This window comes from Oceanimonas aquatica, from assembly GCF_030732065.1.
Taxonomy (GTDB): Bacteria; Pseudomonadota; Gammaproteobacteria; order Enterobacterales; family Aeromonadaceae; genus Oceanimonas.
Window position 1 is genome coordinate 363734 of the sequence record NZ_JAVBHX010000002.1, and the last position, 17119, is coordinate 380852.

At 50.7% G+C, this 17119-nt stretch carries 14 protein-coding genes; all 14 read right to left on the reverse strand.

Annotated elements, in window-relative coordinates; all coding sequences use genetic code 11:
- Positions 1 to 236: 236 nt before the first annotated feature.
- Positions 237 to 920 carry a transglutaminase-like cysteine peptidase gene (locus tag Q9290_RS04845; protein WP_306078502.1) on the reverse strand — a complete coding sequence of 228 codons (684 nt, stop codon included), beginning with the start codon at positions 918 to 920 and terminating at the stop codon, positions 237 to 239.
- Complete coding sequence (locus Q9290_RS04850; protein ID WP_306078503.1) at positions 917 to 1516, reverse strand: OmpA family protein; 600 nt, start codon at positions 1514 to 1516, stop codon at positions 917 to 919. Before Q9290_RS04850 ends, Q9290_RS04845 begins: the two co-directional genes overlap by 4 nt.
- A gap of 18 nt (positions 1517 to 1534) precedes the next feature.
- A complete protein-coding gene (locus Q9290_RS04855; protein ID WP_306078504.1) occupies positions 1535 to 2842 on the reverse strand; it encodes a TolC family outer membrane protein in 1308 nt (435 codons plus the stop codon).
- Between the two features lie 22 nt (positions 2843 to 2864).
- A complete protein-coding gene (locus tag Q9290_RS04860) occupies positions 2865 to 4247 on the reverse strand; it encodes an HlyD family type I secretion periplasmic adaptor subunit (protein ID WP_306078505.1) in 1383 nt (460 codons plus the stop codon).
- Entirely contained in the window at positions 4240 to 6381 is a 2142-nt protein-coding gene (locus tag Q9290_RS04865; protein WP_306078506.1) for a type I secretion system permease/ATPase, read from the reverse strand. The genes Q9290_RS04860 and Q9290_RS04865 overlap by 8 nt, the downstream gene beginning before the upstream one ends.
- 258 nt (positions 6382 to 6639) lie before the next feature.
- Positions 6640 to 7656: a UDP-glucose 4-epimerase GalE gene (gene galE, locus Q9290_RS04870; protein ID WP_306078507.1), complete on the reverse strand. Its 1017-nt coding sequence runs from the start codon at positions 7654 to 7656 to the stop codon at positions 6640 to 6642.
- Between the two features lie 160 nt (positions 7657 to 7816).
- Positions 7817 to 9187 carry an MBL fold metallo-hydrolase gene (locus Q9290_RS04875; protein WP_306078508.1) on the reverse strand — a complete coding sequence of 457 codons (1371 nt, stop codon included), beginning with the start codon at positions 9185 to 9187 and terminating at the stop codon, positions 7817 to 7819.
- A gap of 58 nt (positions 9188 to 9245) precedes the next feature.
- Entirely contained in the window at positions 9246 to 10469 is a 1224-nt protein-coding gene (locus Q9290_RS04880) for a sugar transferase (RefSeq protein ID WP_306078509.1), read from the reverse strand.
- Positions 10470 to 10662: 193 nt separating this feature from the next.
- Positions 10663 to 11439 carry a glycosyltransferase family 2 protein gene (locus Q9290_RS04885; protein ID WP_306078510.1) on the reverse strand — a complete coding sequence of 259 codons (777 nt, stop codon included), beginning with the start codon at positions 11437 to 11439 and terminating at the stop codon, positions 10663 to 10665.
- Positions 11433 to 12233 carry a glycosyltransferase family 2 protein gene (locus tag Q9290_RS04890; protein WP_306078511.1) on the reverse strand — a complete coding sequence of 267 codons (801 nt, stop codon included), beginning with the start codon at positions 12231 to 12233 and terminating at the stop codon, positions 11433 to 11435. Before Q9290_RS04890 ends, Q9290_RS04885 begins: the two co-directional genes overlap by 7 nt.
- Positions 12234 to 12290: 57 nt before the next feature.
- Positions 12291 to 13181 carry a glycosyltransferase family 2 protein gene (locus Q9290_RS04895; protein WP_306078512.1) on the reverse strand — a complete coding sequence of 297 codons (891 nt, stop codon included), beginning with the start codon at positions 13179 to 13181 and terminating at the stop codon, positions 12291 to 12293.
- 253 nt (positions 13182 to 13434) lie between these two features.
- Positions 13435 to 14583: a polysaccharide pyruvyl transferase family protein gene (locus tag Q9290_RS04900; RefSeq protein WP_306078513.1), complete on the reverse strand. Its 1149-nt coding sequence runs from the start codon at positions 14581 to 14583 to the stop codon at positions 13435 to 13437.
- Positions 14583 to 15680, reverse strand: coding sequence for a nitroreductase family protein (locus Q9290_RS04905; protein WP_306078514.1), 1098 nt, complete (start codon positions 15678 to 15680; stop codon positions 14583 to 14585). The genes Q9290_RS04900 and Q9290_RS04905 overlap by 1 nt, the downstream gene beginning before the upstream one ends.
- Positions 15673 to 17007, reverse strand: a complete 1335-nt coding sequence (locus Q9290_RS04910) for a flippase (RefSeq protein WP_306078515.1) — start codon at positions 17005 to 17007, stop codon at positions 15673 to 15675. Before Q9290_RS04910 ends, Q9290_RS04905 begins: the two co-directional genes overlap by 8 nt.
- Positions 17008 to 17119: the final 112 nt, after the last annotated feature.

Genomic DNA, 17119 nt, shown 5'->3' on the forward strand with positions numbered 1-17119 from the left:
ACAAACCGCTGTCTCCTCATTCGTCAGTCCCGGACAGGAACGGCGTTGTCTGCCCCTGGATGCTCACTCCGCGGGTATGACGGCCTTTTTCGTCACTCCCGCGAAGGCGGGAGTCCATTGCATGGTGCACTCCACACATTGAAATACTCCGTTGCCTGCAGAATGGATTCCGGGTCAAGCCCGGAATGACTGCCTTTGGGCCCGGAGTGGAGGTCTGCGAGTTCTAAAGTCACCATTCAATCCAGGTTGATTGCCGGCCGCTGCAGCCGTGTATTTTCCAGCCGGCTGCGCAATTCATTCCATAGCGACAAACGCGAAGACGCGCCGGCCAGCTCGCCCCTGCCTCTTTCCTTCATCAGCCACAAGTGCTGACCGTTAAAACTGTAAATGGGTGCCAGATCTCCCCGCTGCGTGGCCGGCAATATGGCCGGCTTGAGGTTGTCTAGGATCAGCGGCACCGCCGATGGTGTGGGGTAATACGCCACCACCATATGAAACTGATTCAGCTCAAGGGCTTTTACATACACCAGCCTGAGCTTGTCGTCGGCCAGCCCCAGCTCGCGCAGGGAAAAATACTTGGCCAGGCTGAAATCTTCACAATCGCCGCCACCGGCGCCCAAAAATTCCAGCGGTGTGGCCCAGTAGTCCTCGCTGGCCCACAATTTGATGTCGTCAATAAACACCAGCTGATTAAAAAAACGGTTTACCCGTGTAATGGCCTCCTGCTCACCCCAGTTGGCCGCCTGCCCTTCCCGCACCAGCCGGCGCCATTCCAGCAGGCGATGGGCCGCCGGGCGACCATATACCGTTTGCACGGCCACACGCATGTGGCTGTCTTCCTCTTCCAATGACCAGGCTGGCACGCCGAGCAACACGCCCAGCAGCGCCAGCCCGCAAAGCCGGTGATAAATCGGCTTCATTGCTCAGAAGACGGCTCCATGCTGTATACGTTCCAGCGCATCCTCACGCCTTCACGCATGTTGGTCAGGGCACCCACCACACGGCGGTTGGCAGCGGCCGACTGTTCGTCGTCGCCCATCAGGATGGGCTTGCTCTCGCCATAGCCGATGATCTCCAGCCGCTCGCCGGCTACCCCTTCCCGCATCAGGGCACGGCGTACCGCCTGGGCCCGCCGCTTCGACAGCGCCAGGTTGTATTCCGGCGTGCCTACCCGGCTGGCATGACCTTCCAGCAGCAGCTTCAGCTCGGTGTTTTCGGCCATAAAGGCGGCCATGCGCGTGATCTCTTCACGATACTTGGCGGTGATCGCCGAGCTGTCGTGAGCAAACAGCACAATAATGTCCTGCTGCAAGACCTCGCTCTGGTTGGCCTGACAGCCGTCGTTGTCGACCGAGGCATTCAGGGTGGTCTCGAGACAGTCGTCCCGGGCGGTGATCACCCCGTCGCGGTCCATGTCGGTGAGATCATATTCGGGGGTGGTGTCCCGCTCCGGCTCGGCAGTGACGCTACAGCCTGCCAGGGGCAGCACCAGGGCCAGTAAAATCCATGTTTTCATCGCAAATTCTCCTTGTTGTTATTGCTGCCACTGCACGGGCTGAGTAAAGCGCAGGGCTTCCAGCAGCCGGCCCGATGCGTTCATGATGCGGTACTCCGCCAGCAACTGATCGTACTCGGCGTTAATGTAGGAGCGGCGCGCCTCAAACAGCTCGTTCTCGGTGTTGAGCACATCCAGCAGGGTGCGGTTACCGAGGGAAAACTGCTTCTTGTAGGCGTCGACGGTGTCGTAACTCGCTTCCACATGGCGTTGCAGAAAGTCTTTCTGCCGGCCCAGCGACTCGTAGGCCGCCCAGGCCAGCCGCATGCCTTCTTCCACCTGACGGTGAGCATTCATGTGAATGTCTTTCGCCTGCATTTCCAGCGCCGAGGTCGAGCGGCTGCGCGCCAGATCGGCCCCGCCGTTGAACAGGTTGTAGCGCATGCGCACCATGGCGGTGAAGTCGTTGTTATGACCGCGCACACCGTCGATGTCGTCGTTCCAGTTGCTGTCGAGCTCAATGTTCACCGTGGGATAGAAACCGGACTTGGCGTCTCTGTGCTGCTGGTGCGCCGCCTCCACGTCGAACGAGGCCGACATCAGGGTAGGATGGTTGTCCTGGGCCATGACCAGGGCGTCTTCCAGGGTGGCCGGCACATAGTTGGCATCGGGCTGCGGCTGGCGCACATCTCCGGGCATGCTGTTCACCAGAGACATAAACTGGCTCTGGGCGTCCCGCAGGTTGTTTTCCGCCGCCGTCATGTTGGAATAGGCCCGCGCCACCCGGCCGTTGATCTGGTTGAGATCGGCAGTGGAGCCTACCCCCGAGTTGGTGCGCCGCTGAATGTCGGACTGGATCTGCTCGTGGGTGGCCAGATTACGGCGCGACAACTCCACGATCTCGTCCTGGCGCAGCACATCGAGGTAGACCTCGGCCACCTGCAGGGCGATGTTTTCCGCATCCGAGAGCAGTGCATAGCGCTGAGCATCGGCTTCCGCCTGGGTACGGTGCACATTGCTCGGGGTTTTAAAGCCGTCGAACAGCATTTGCCTGAGCGACAACCCGGCCTCTTTACGGGTCAGGGTCTTGTCGGCTCGAGGGTCGCCGTCGCGCACGCCGGGGCTGTCGGTGTATTCATAGCCAATGCCGGCATTGGCATCCAGGGTTGGCAAATAGCCGGCAAAGGCTTCGTCGTGATCATATTGCCGGGACTGGTAAAGATGAAAGGCTTCCTTGACCTTGGGGTGAGTCATCAGGGTCTGGGTGACCGCCTCTTCCAGTGTTTGCCCGTGGGCCGGTAGCACCATGGCGGCGCCCACCAGCACTGCAATCGCCGATTTTCTCATTGTTTTTCTCCCTTTCTTTTACTCAACGCTCACGCAAAGCGCCCTGCTTTGCTCTTAAAATGGGTTTAAGCAGGTAGTCCAGCACCGTTTTCTTGCCGGTGATGATGTCTACCCCCGCCTGCATACCCGGAATAATCCGAAGCGGTGCCTGCTCGCTGCCCAAAAAGCTCTCTTTTGTTCTGATGGTGGCCAGGAAAAAGGTGTTGCCTTCGTCATCCTGAATGGAGTCGGCGCTGATCTTCTCCACCTCGCCCACTAGGCCGCCATAGATAGTGAAATCATAGGCGGTGAACTTGACCATGGCCTCCAGACCCGGCCGTAAAAAACCAATATCACGGGGCTCGATGCGCGCCTCCACCAGCAGGGTGTCTTCCAGCGGCACAATTTCCACCAGGCTCACCCCTGGCTGCACCACGCCGCCCACGGTATTCACACTCAGGGTTTTGACCGTGCCCTTTACCGGCGACAGCACGGAGGTGCGGCGCACTCTGTCCTGCAGGCCCACCTCGCCTTCCCGTAGCTGCGCCAGCCGGCCGCGGCGCTCGTTCAGCTCCTGCTGGGCCTCGGAACGAAAACTGAGCGCCACTTCCTTACGTTTAAAAACGGTTTCCTTGAGGGTGGCTTCCAGCTTGGGCAGCAACAGCTGGGTGGACTCCAGCTCGCCCTGCAGCTCGTTGAGCTGACGCTCCAGTCGCAGAATTTCCACCCGGGGCACTATGCCTTCCCGGGCCAGGGGCCGGCTCATGTTGACCTCACGCGCGGCCAGCCCCACGCCCCGGCTCAGGGTGCGCACCTTGGCGTTGGTTTCCACTATTTCCTGCTCGCGTTGCTGGATCTGGTTACCAAAAATCGACAGCTGGTTTTTCACAAAATCGAGCCGTTCGTTATACAACGAGCGCTGAATGGCGGGCTGCTGCGGATACTGCTCCACAAAACCCTCGGGAAAGCCAAGCGTTGCCGGCTGTACCTGTACCTGTTCGCGCCAGCCGAGTTCCGGATCTTCGCGCACGCGTATGGAGGCCACCTGGGCTTCCAGCCGGAACACATCCCCCTGCAGCGCGGCAATTTCCTGCTCCCGCTCACGCAGGTCCGACTTGAAGCGGGTGTCGTCTATCAGCAGCAGCGGCTGGCCTTTTTCCACCTGCTGGCCCTCGCGCACATACAGCTCGCGCACTATGCCCCCTTCCAGGTTCGACACCACCTGCAACTGGCTGGAAGGGATCACGGTGCCGTTGCCCGAGGTCACTTCTTCCAGCTCGGCAAAGCGGGCCCACACAATGGCCGCCAGCACAAAGGCCAGCATGCACCACAACAGCGCCCGGGCGCCTTTGGGGGTGTTCAGCAACACGGCGGCAGCGGTGTCGCTGGTGTAGTTGAGCTGCTCCGGGCTGGGCGGCCTAGCCATGGCTCACCTCCCGCATGGTGACCTTGCCCGTCCGCAACTGCGCCAGCACCTGCTCCTTGGGGCCATCGACCATCACCCGGCCTTGCTCCAGCACGATGAGACGCTCGGCCACATCCAGCATGGAGGTACGATGTGTGACCAGCAGCAGAGTGCGCCCCTCACCCAGCTTGTTCAGCTGCTGGCGGACATGCAGCTCGGAGCGGTTGTCCATATTGGAAGTGGGTTCATCCATCATCAGCATCACAGGATCATTCAGCAGCGCCCGGGCAATGGCCACCGCCTGGCGCTGACCACCGGAAAGCAGCCGGCCGCCCTCGCCCACCTGACGATCCAGACCGTCGGGATCCTGATGGGAAAACAGCGTGACGCCGGCGCGCTCGGCCGCCCTGAGCACGGCGTCTTCATCCGCCAGGGGGTTGGCGATCACGATATTGTCGCGAATGGAGCCGTAAAAAAGGGTCACGTCCTGGGGCACAAAGCCCATGTTGCTTCTCAGCACCGCCGGCTGCAGCTGATTGATATCGATGCCGTCTATGCGAATGGCACCCTGGGTGGGCTTGTAAAGGCCCGCCACCAGCCGCTCCAGAGTGGTTTTACCCGAGCCGATGCGGCCGATAATGGCCACCTTTTCACCGGGCTTGATGTGCAGGCTGACATTGCTCAGCACATCCTGCTCAGCTCCCGGATAGCGAAAGCTCACCCGGTCGAACAGAATGTCGCCCTCAAACTCGGGGTGATGAATAAAGCGCCGGCCGTCTTCCTGCTCATCGGGGGCGGCCATCACCTTCTCCAGAATATCCATGGCCGAGCGGGCGTGGTTATAGCGGGTAGACAACACCGACAGCTGCACCATGGGCGCAATGGCCCGGCTGCCGAGCATGACCGAGGCAATCAGCCCACCCATGGACAACTCGCCGGCGGCAATGAGATACACCCCCAGCACAATCAGGCTGATGGTGGTCACCTGCTGAGTCACATTGGCCAGGGTAGACACACCATTGGTGAGCCGACGGGTTTTCATGCCCCAGCTGGCCATGTGGCTCACTGCCTGCTCCCAGCGATGCTGAAAGGCCCCCTGAGCGCCAAACAGCTTGATGGTCTCAAGCCCGGCAATGCCTTCCACCAGATTGGCGTTTTTCTGGGACGCAAGCCTTGAGCCCTCTTCAATACTGTGGCGCAGCGGGCGCTGCACCAGCAGGCTGACCGCAAGCAGCAGCAGCATGGCAATAAAGGGCACCCACACCATGTGGCCGGCAAAGAGCCAGATAATGAACAAAAACAGCAGGGCAAAGGGAATATCGACCAGGGCCGCCACCGTGGCCGAGGTAAGAAATTCACGAATGGACTCAAACTCCTGCAAGTGCCGGGCAAAGGCACCGGTAGACGGCGGCCGGGCCTCCATGCGCATGCCCATCACCTTGGCAAAAATGCGGGCAGAGAGCAGCACATCGGCCTTTTTACCGGCCACATCGATAAAGTGGCTGCGCAGCAGGCGCATAATAAAATCGAACACAAACACCACGGCGGCGCCGGTGGCCAGCACCCAGAGAGAATCGAACGCCAGATTGGGCACGATTTTGTCGTACACGTTCATGGTGAACAGCGGTGTGACCAGGGCGAACAGGTTAATCAGCAGCGAGCCTGCCAGTACATCCCGGTAAATGGTGGACGAACGGCGTAATGTGCTCCAGAACCAATGGCCGTGCTCATGGTCCAGCACCTGGGGTGAGCGTTCATCAAAGCGAAAACGGGGCTTGAGCAGAATGACCCGGCCGCTGTAGCTTTTGGCAAGCTGGTCCGTGAGCAGCCACTCTTCACCCTCGCCGGTGTCGGGCAGCATGACCCGGCAGCCGCGCTCGTCGTCGACTTGCAGCAGCACGCAGGCGCCGCCGTTTTTCAGCAGCAGAATGCAGGGCAGCAGCAGCTCGGAAATATCGGTTAGCGGAGAAACATCCTGGCGGGAAGAAAAGCCGGCACGCTCGGCGGCGCGGGAGAACAGAACAGGGGTAAGCAGACCATCGGCCAGGGGAAAACCATTAACCAACGCCTCGCCCTGATGGGGCTGACCGTAAAACCGGGTGAGAAACACCAGGCTCTGTAAAAGAGGATCCTTGAGCGTGTTTGCATCCTGCATACCCATAACTGCTCCGTATGGAAGCGCCTGAATCTTATTCTAGTGAAGTTATGGAAGTGCGGCGAAAAATCGAACGATTGGGAGGGTGTGAGGAAATGGGGAATGGGGGGATGGAAAGCGGGCTGCCAGCCCGCAATTTGGCGCGAAGCGGCAATAATGGATCCCGTCCCCGCCTGCGCAGGGATGACGTTCCTTTGGGAATGACGGCTGAGCGTCTGCGGCGCTAAGGCGGGCAAGCTGCCCGCGCTCCAAACATCCCTATTCCCCGTACCCTTCAGGGTTTTGCGACTGCCAGCGCCAGGCATCGGTCATCATCTGCTCAAGACCACGCTCAGCCTGCCAGCCCAGCTGCTGCAGGGCTTTGGAAGGATCCGACCAGCACTCGGCAATGTCGCCGGGGCGGCGGGGGGCAATGGCATAAGGCACGTCACGGCCGCTGGCCCGCTCAAAGGCCTTGACCATTTGCAGCACCGAATAACCCTGGCCGGTACCCAGGTTGTAAGTGCTTACGCCATCGTGGCCGGCAATACGCTCAAGCGCCTTCAGGTGCCCCAGAGCCAGGTCCACTACATGAATATAATCGCGCACACCGGTGCCATCGGGCGTGGGGTAATCGTTGCCAAACACCGCCAGTTGCTGCAGCCGGCCCACCGCCACCTGAGCAATGTAAGGCAGCAGGTTATTAGGAGTGCCGTTTGGATCTTCACCAATCTGGCCCGACTCGTGGGCCCCCACCGGGTTAAAATAACGCAGCAGAGCAATGGCCCAGCGCGAGTCCGACTTGCTCACATCCTGCAGCACCTGCTCCACCATCAGCTTGGAGGTGCCATAAGGATTGGTGGTGCCGCCCACGGCAAAGTCTTCGGTAATAGGCATGTGCTGCGGCTCGCCATAAACCGTGGCAGACGAGCTGAACACCAGCCTGAATACACCGGCCTTGCGCATGGCTTCTACCAGCACCAGAGTACCGTTTACATTGTTATCGTAATATTCCAGCGGTTTTTGCACGCTCTCACCCACTGCCTTCAGCCCGGCGAAGTGCACCACACAATCAATGGCATGTTCGGCAAAGAGTTTTTCCAGCAGCGCCACATCGCGAATATCACCCTGCACAAAAGGTACCTTCCGCCCGGTGATCTGCTCAACCCGCTTCAGCGACTCGGGCGAAGAATTGGACAGATTATCCAGCACCAGCACATCATTACCGGCGTTCAGCAGCTCCACCACCGTATGCGAGCCAATGTATCCGGCCCCGCCGGTTACCAGAATGGTCATAGTTATCCCTTATTATCGATTTGGATTAGCGCCTGGCTGAATTTTCGGGTGATGTGAAGATGAGTGCAAGCGGCCTTTACCCCGTAGGCCCGGCTTAAGCCGGACAAATCATTCCCCATGCAACCTCATTGCCCCACTAAAGTGGGGCCTACGCTGAGCACTAACCGCCAGGGATTACCACCTTCGTCTCCGGCAGCAACTCTTTCAACCGCGCCTGCAATGCGGCCTTGGCATGAGCTTCGCCGTGGATTAAGCGTATCTGCCGGGGCGGCGGGTTAATGCCGGTGGCAAAGTTTATCAAATCCTCCTGCCCGGCATGAGCCGAATAACCACTTACCTGGTGCACTCGCGCGCGAATGGTTAAGCGTTCGCCATCCAGCTCTACCCAGCCTTCCTTTGGCCCGTATTCCAGAATATCCCGCCCCGGCGTGCCCTCGGCCTGGTAACCCACAAACAGCACATCGTTACGCGGATCGTTCAGCAGCGCCTTCAAATAATTCACCACCCGGCCGCCGGCGCACATGCCCGAGCCCGCCAGCACCACACAGGGTTTGCGCGAACGAGCCAGATAGCCCACCGCATTTAAATGATCCTGATGGGAATTAACCACGGTTAACTGCTCAAACGACAACGGGTGCCTCCCCTCACTCAACCGCTCCCGGGCCTCGTCGTTCCAGAACGGCTTGAGCTGGCGGTAAAGCTGAGTAAAGTTTGCCGCCAGGGGCGAATCCACCACCACCTCAAGCTCACGCCACGGCAGGCCGGGTGCTGCCTGCTCGCCACCAAATTCGGCAATCAGACTTTCCAGCTCATACAGCAAGTCTTGCGTACGGCCCAGGCTAAAGGCCGGTATCAGCAAAGTGCCGCCGTCTTCCAGAGCATGCTCCACCGCCGCCTTAAGGCGCATGCGGCGATGCTCACGGCTTTCATGATTTTTATCGCCATAGGTGCTTTCCAGCACCAGCACATTGCAGCGCTCGGGCGAAGCTGGCGGCACCAGCAAGGGCGAATGGGGCGCGCCCAGATCTCCACTGAACACCACGCGCTGATCATGAACATCACACTCCACATAAGCCGAGCCCAGAATATGCCCGGCCCGCTGCAGCCGAATGGAAATATCACTGCCTTCCACCTGCTGCCACTGGCCGTAAGGTAAAGGCCGCAACCGAGATGCCAGCAGCTTGAGCACCCGGTTAATAAGCTTTTCATACCGGGTAAAGCCAATTTTCAGCGCATCTTCCAGCATGGCCGGCAACAACAAGGCCGAAGGCTGCGAGCAATAGATAGGCCCTTCAAACCCCGCCCCCAGCAAATAGGGTAGTCGGCCCACGTGATCGATATGCACATGGGTAACCACCAGCGCCTTGATGTGAGCAATATCAAAGTCGATGGCCAGTTCGCGCTTGCCTTCCAGGCCCTGAAACAGGCCGCAATCAATAAAAATGCCGGCATCACCGGCACGCAATTCATGGCACGAACCGGTAACACCGTTTACCGCCCCGTGATGCAAAACCTCCAGTCCCTTGCTCATGTGCTCTCCTTGGTTTTTACTCCCTCCCTTTTTCAAGGGGAGGGCCGGGGTGGGGTTGTCACCTAGCCCCAAACCCCGTAAAAATAATGCGAATAGTTTTGTATACAATCAACACATCCAACCAGAACGAAAAATTCTTTATGTAATAAAAATCGTGCTGAATTTTAATGCAGGTATCTTCGGCACTGCTGGCATAGCCCTGCTCAACCTGAGCCCAGCCGGTGATCCCCGGCCTTACCACGTGGCGGTAAATATAGAACGGAATCTCTTCATCAAATTTATCCACAAAAGCCCGCTGCTCGGGCCGGGGGCCTATCAGGCTCATATCGCCCTTCAGCACATTAAAAAACTGCGGAAACTCATCCAGCCGGGTTTTGCGAATAAACCTGCCCACCCGGGTTACACGCCCGTCATCACATTGCGCCAGCCTGGCTCCACCGGCTTCTGAATCAAGGCACATGCTGCGGAACTTGTAGATGGTAAAATCGCGCCCGCCCTGCCCTACCCGCTGCTGGGCAAACAATACCGGGCCGGGGCTGTCCAGCCTTACCGCCAGCGCAGTGAGCAACATTACCGGCACGGTAACCGGAGCAGCAAGCAGTACGGCGGCAATATCAATCACCCGTTTTACAAACGAATAAACAACCGGCGGCTGCAAAGAGCCAAACTCATTCTCGGAAATATGTTCAATTTTCACCCTTCCGGTCAGCGATTCCATCACCTGCTTGTAATGATAAACCGGCACCCCGGCCAGAATGCTGCGGGCCAGAAAACGCTCCCACTCTTCAGGAATGTCGGCATATAAATCGGCCACTACTGCATCCACCTCGCCGCCATGCAACCCGGGTGACTCCAGTCTTACCCAGCTAACGCCATCAAGCTCACTCACCTCGGCAGCCTGGCCAATGGGTAAATAAGCTATTTTTTTATTCGCATGCCGCACCAGAAACAGATAACTGAAGTAGCAGAACACCACATTGGCAAACACCGAGCAGTAAATATAATAAACCGAATAATTCAGACGGAAGGTAAACAACACACCAATCAAAAAGCCATACCACACCAGCACAGTGGGCAAAATATAAACCGCCGATCTTGCCCCCGGGTAACTCATCAGCTGCCTCAGGGTAAAGAACATGCCCACATAAACCAGCGCCACCCCTAACTGACTGTTACGCTCGGATAAATCGGGCTCCAGCCAGCCATCAGTGCCCCAAATAACAAGGCCGGGTAACAGCACCACCAGCACAAAACCCGCCACCAAATGGCTGAACCAGCCCATCAGCAACCTGGTGCGCCACTGCACATGACGCTTCATTACTGACTGCTCCATTTAGCCTCCTGAACATCCTGGCTCTTTAAAAAACTTAATAAAAAACCTACCCTGTATTTTCTGCTACACCAGCTCAACAGCCTTACACATTCAACCTGACCAACAACTCGAAATTAGCTCCCGCCAATTAAATAAAAAAAACTCAATGAAGAACTCCCAAAAACCTGGCCAAAACGGGATAGTTTTTCCTTAACACACCGCGAATAGCATAATGAGAAAAACAGTAGGCAGATCTAAAAAATGAGAGACTCTCTACCTCCCGATACACTTTCCAGGTATACTTTGAGGCATGCAACTTATTGAATGAAATTGATCCTTCATGAACTCTGTATTGAGCAAGTGGCTCGTTTATTCCATACGCATAATCCACTTCTTTCAGCAACTTCAACCAAAGTGAAAAATCCTGCCTCTTGCGGATCTCTGGCATATAAACCTTTCCAAAGCAATCAGTATCATACATTGCAGTCAGGCAACCAATATAACAAGTTTTTAGCAAATCACTGTAAGACACCTTTTTCGGAACACCTATATGGCCTAATACATTTCCGTCAGCATCAATTCTTTCATACTCGGCATATGAAAATGGCACTCTGTTTCCCTGCATAAAATTAACTTGTTTTTCAAGCTTACAGGGTAGCCATCGATCATCAGCATCAAGAAAAGCGATATACCTTCCCTTAGCCATGGAGATAGCCTTATTGCGTGCAACCGCCGCCCCGGAGTTTACAGACAACTCAACCACTTTAATACGTTCATCTTTTTCCGAATACAGCCTGGCTATAGCCAAAGAATTATCTGTTGAGCAATCATTAACTAAAATCATTTCCCAACTCTGAAAAGATTGCTCAATCACAGATTCTATTGCATCACCAATGAAGGATGAACAATTAAAAACAGGAGTGATAATGGAAACTACCATCTTAAAAGCCTTCTACCATGCATAAGTGTTGCAGCAACCCTGGTAAGAACAAATACCTTATCATAATCTTTTTTAAGCAACATACTGCAATAAGCCTTCAACAAGTAGATAATTCGATTCATTTCATCTATTTTATTTATTTCTTTTCTCGTTGCTGAACCTTTTCGTTCAAAGACCAAATAGCAAGCATCAGTTCTCACCTTACGTATAGCTCTCACATTTCTTGAAATTTTAGCCATGAAAAGAGAATCCTCACCAACAGCCAGATTATTATCAAACCTGACTCCATCAATCATACTGCGATGAATCAACTTGCCACATGCTGATGAAAAAAACTTACGACTTTTAAAGTTTAAATTTTCAACATCATTCACATTCAAAAATGCCTTACCAATATAACTCTCTTTTCTCTCGGAAGGATTAGTATTAAAGTTAAAAACATTACCAACCCCCAATACATCATCATCAGAAACATCAAGCAGACTTTTAAGATAGTTAGGTGTGATGCAGTCATCATCATCAATAAAAGTTAAAAACTCCTCACCGGAGTTATCAATAAGAAAGTTCCTCGCAGAAGAAACACTGGGCTCAGGAAGGTAATAATACCTAAAATTAAAACTGTAACTACCTAGCAACCCTGTAAGAAAACTCTCAAACTTTTCTTTTGGTCCATTAAGCGCAATATAGACTGTAAACAAAGACTTGGACAAAGTTTGCTGCTCTATACTTTCCAAGCAATGTTCTACATAGGCCTCGGGCTTGTAGGATGGTATAAGGACAGATATTCTAGGCATAATTATGTAAAACTAAAACGTGAAGAAATTATAAAGACCTTATATAAAAAACAAAAACTAATTTTGACGCTTTAAGTAAAAAAAACGTTTCCACCTACCAAGTTGTAAAATTTTTGAAAACTCGACTCTCAGCGAAGATCTGCTTATAACGCATAGCGTCTTTAATAAAGTAACAGGCCCATAACCAATTGACTCGAGTAGAAAACCAGTACCTGATTGCAAAGATGTATGTCCGGTCGCAACAATTCTATCGGCCAATGTCGCCGCAACTTTCACCCTAGTAATAAAATTCTCTGAGCTTTTTATGGTGGTTAAACTGTCAGAGCGCTTGGTAACTATATAAACCATCTCTGGCACAACCCTAATATTATCGCAGGAAAGCGCCACTAAAACATTAAACGCCACATCATTACCAACGAAAACCTCATCGAATAAAAAACCATCGGCGCGCTTCCTTTTATATATTTTAGCCCACGGAACGACATGCCATTGCTTCAAATTACTGAGAGCAACCTCACTTTCATCATCAAAAACACAAAAAACCAAATCATTAAACCTCTCAGCCCTAAGAGATTCTGAATCAGTGATATCGTTATATCCTCCAGCCAAGAAATAAACCAAATCAACTTCATCATCAATGCTTCTATCAAAAACATCAAAAGCATCACCCACGAATTCATCATCTGAGTCAGCAAAAACAAGCCAATCACCTTCAGCATTAATAAGCCCTACATTTCTAGCTGCACCGGCACCTTTATTTACCTCAGTAGAAAGCCATGTGACAGATGAAAAAAAATTTCTAACATGTGACAAAGCAATTTGTTCTGAAGAACAATCATCAACAACTAATACCTGTATATCACCACGCTCTACAGGTATTGATTTCAATAAACGAGACAATCTTTTTGAGTCATTATAGTGTGGTACTATTACTGTGTATTTGAACATAGACCCACATCCAGGAAAAGATTAAAAGCAGGACAAGACTACGAAAGCCCTAGTCCTGACAGGACTTGCGACAGGTAATCGGCATTTCTACTTGCCCGATTCTGTTTACGTTTGATACTGGCCTTGAAGCTGGTATCACTGTTCAGGGTATTGAGTGCCATATACCTAATGGCCACCATGTTTTAACCGGCCTGCTCACGGCGCTTAATCCTAAAAGACAGACAGTTAGGCCGAGCTGATGTGTAAAAAATCATTACCGTGGGCCAACACTGTCTATGACAGAAAAAACTCTTTCCCACATTTCTTCTGATAGTTCTTTTAATTCATTCGATTTTTTGGCAAGCAATGCACACAAGGGTTTTGAAGATTCAGGATTAATCAATAGATCAATTTTTTTGTATAGAACTACATCGTCATCATTAACTGAAATGAGTCCTTCAATAAATCCATAATCTTCGAAGAGGCGCTGATATTTATGGCTCCAGCCTGTAGCCAAGGAAGGCACCCCCTGCGAAAGTGCACTGACCAAGCCGTGAAACCGGCTACCTATTGTAGCATCGCATGTTCCCAAGATCCCTTTTATATGTAAAGGATCTGTTTCCTTAACAATAGGAACACTACCTACAGCATAAGAGACTTTATCTGCTAGTATCTGATCATTTTTTCCTTCATGTACTAATAAAAATGGCTGCAGACCTCTATCAACTAAATATTTTACTACTTTAATCAAAAAAGGTAGATAAGCTTGACTTGTTTTTAGATCAGTTTTATCAACCATCCTGTAGTTAGGTACGATGGCAATACGCTTGTCCGTCGGGTCATAGCCATGCGGAAATGTACCTTTAACTAAATTAGTAAAATCAGGATACAGTTTTATCTTTTCTTTCTCACCAACCAACTGTGTAAGATAGCGATATGAATCTTTTTCACGAGGAAAAATCAAATCTGCATTTTCAGCCCAAATTTTAACATATTTTATTATATTGCTTTTTTCATAGGGGCCAAAAGCCTGTGGTAACATGATTAGTTTTGTGCCATTTTTTTTCCATTTTTTACTTGAAGCACTCAACTCTCGGCTGGATGCAGGCCCCCACTGGTCACTATATGAAAAACCAGCAGCATCAATAACAATATCAATCTCATTTGTTGTTACCAAGCCGTAAGCCTTCAGCAACCGATTTGGTATAAATTGTGTGAAATCAATGCCCTTACGCCAAAACCATGCTTTCGGATATAGATTTAGCTTTAGCATTTTATCAAACGTATCATCAGCACCACCATAAATAGGTGCCATCGTCAGTTTGGCTTCTGGGTATCTCTCACGTAATCTTTGTACAACTGCGTGCAACATAAGTTCCGCGCCTTTGTTAATGAAACCTGCCCGTCTAATTTCAATAATCATCAGCTAATATCTACCAAAATTTGCTCATCAATCTTCTTTTGCGAGAACGGAATTCCGCCATAAATATCTGCATAGCCGACTGCAAGCAGCATAACCACACGCTCATAGTCTTCTAATTCAATTATTTGTCTAATTTTCCGCTCATTCGCCTGTACATCGGGCCAGTTTATTGAGCACGAAGACAACCCTAAAGTTTCCAATGCCAGCATCAATTGCATAGCACCGAGAGAACCGTCAATATAGATGAGGTGCCTGTCACGCTCAAAGGGGTATGCTGACAAATCACCTACTATTGTAATTATTGCTGGTAGGTTTTCGGCAAAACCCATTGTCCCACCTGCACACTTTGCAATTTCGACTGCTTTTTGAGTATTGTTGCAAAAAACAAATCTGTATGATTGCCTATTACACGCTGAAGGTGCCAAGCTAGCAATATTAGCTGCCTTCTGTACTAATTCTTTTGGCACGTGTTGTTCTTTGTACCAGCGCACTGAACGACGATGTAAAAAAAGATTTTCTAACTCGTCAAAACCTATTTTGATTTTTTTTAATTCTTTATATAGATATGGCTTAAAGCTTGATTCAACAGCAGGAGTTATTGACTCGTTTTTCAAATCGGCATTGATGTTATTCCGCACCTTTTTATATACCTGCCTCGCGTCTAAAATCACTTTAGTATCACCTACAACTTTAAAATACTCATCAAGTACATCTGTTGCCCATTTCTTTTCACTTTTATCAAGGTTTTTTGAAGCTATTGCATCCTTGTAGCAAATAACTGTCTCCTTAATAAAGCTCTCAGCAAATACACTTCTCCTGGGCTTCATGATCAAGCCTTTCTCAAGGCGATGCGTATTTCTTCGCAGCAGTGAGCAGGTTACACCTATGTTATTTAACGACTCATGATAAGCTTGGCATCCTTTAAGGACAGCTTGGTATTCATTAGAAAACTCATCACTTATCAAGCAGTATAAGCTTGAAAAAAAACGGCTTTTATTAGCCAAGGTCAAAAAAAAAATTTCACATGGATTATAGATCCCCTTAGATAACGGACTAGAGAGCGGGGTAACATTTTTTTTACGAACCTCTTCATCCAAACACCTTAACCTTAGAATATTTTAAAGGACTAAAAATTGACTTAAGCATCATTATAAATATCGGCCTCGTCTTAGTATAAATAAATAATGAAAAAAAAGACGAAAATGAATAGGAAATTAACGTTGCGTAGGCTGCTCCCTGAACCCCAAAGCTTGGAATGAGCAGGTAGTTTAGCACCACGTTGACCAATGCACCTGCTCCTTGGGTAATCAATGAAAACACAAGAACATTCTCAATCAAAATCCACTTTGAGAAAGCTGCTCGCATAAAAATAAAAATCGCAGCCCAAATATGAATAACCAGCACACTGGCGCTATCAACATAGTAGACACCGAACAAAAAGCCTACAACCCATTCTGATAGAAGTGACATTATAACTGCAACGCCAAGTGCCAGAATGAACAAGAGATCAAATAACTGCTGCAACCTTTTATTGAATTGCTCAGAATTTTCTTCTCTTAACTTTATTAACTTAGGAAAGAAAGAAGATACTATGGCTGTAGGCACGAAGTACCAAGCCTCAGAGAGCTGTGCAGCGGCAGCATAAATCCCTACAGCTTCAGAACCCTCAAGCCAGCGAAGCATTACTTGGTCAACCTTGAGGTAGATAACCGCAAAGATGGAGCCTAAGTAGATCACCCAACCCTGACTAAATAACTCTTTGGCTTTTGACCAACTAAAGCTCCACTTAGTAATTTCAAGTTCGGACTTTGTCATATAAATAAAAAGAAAAGCGATTGCCATTGCAATTGCTTGTATAAGATTGGCTGAAACAAAGTAGACAACACTTAAACTAGAAAAAACAAAAAACAATTTTAAAACTGAAGAAACAGCTAAAGCCCAAAGTAGTGCATAGGTTACATACTTTGCTTTCAAAAATGCTTGAAACCAGAAATCAATAATATCGAAAGGCCTAAAAAGCAGGATGGCACCAGCAATAACTAGAACTGTAAACTCTGAACTTGAAACCTCTTCATAGATAATCGCATAGACGAGTAATAGCGTGTAGCTAAGTACCATTCCGATAAACTTAAGGCCTAAGGTTGTTCCAAGAGTCACACCACGCTCGTCAGGTTTTTTTATAATTTCCCTAACAATCAAGCCACTCAACCCCATGTGTCCTACTGCTGAAAACAAAGCTGAAATTGAAAGCGCGTAAGAAAAAATGCCGAAATCTTCTGGACCTAGATAGCGGGCAACAATTACAGTAACGACAAAACCAACACCCAGACTCGTTATCTTACCACCCATAATCCAAAGTGTATTTTGTAGGTACTTTTTTACTTCCTTATTAATACTAAGAAGCTTCAAACTGGTATACCGCACCTTAAGTGCGCTCCTTCTTCAGTGATTAACCATTTAGCTTTCATACAAATAATTGAGATATTTAGACACCCTATCCATTTCCGGGTGGAGGCATCTTGGAACTATGTACTTC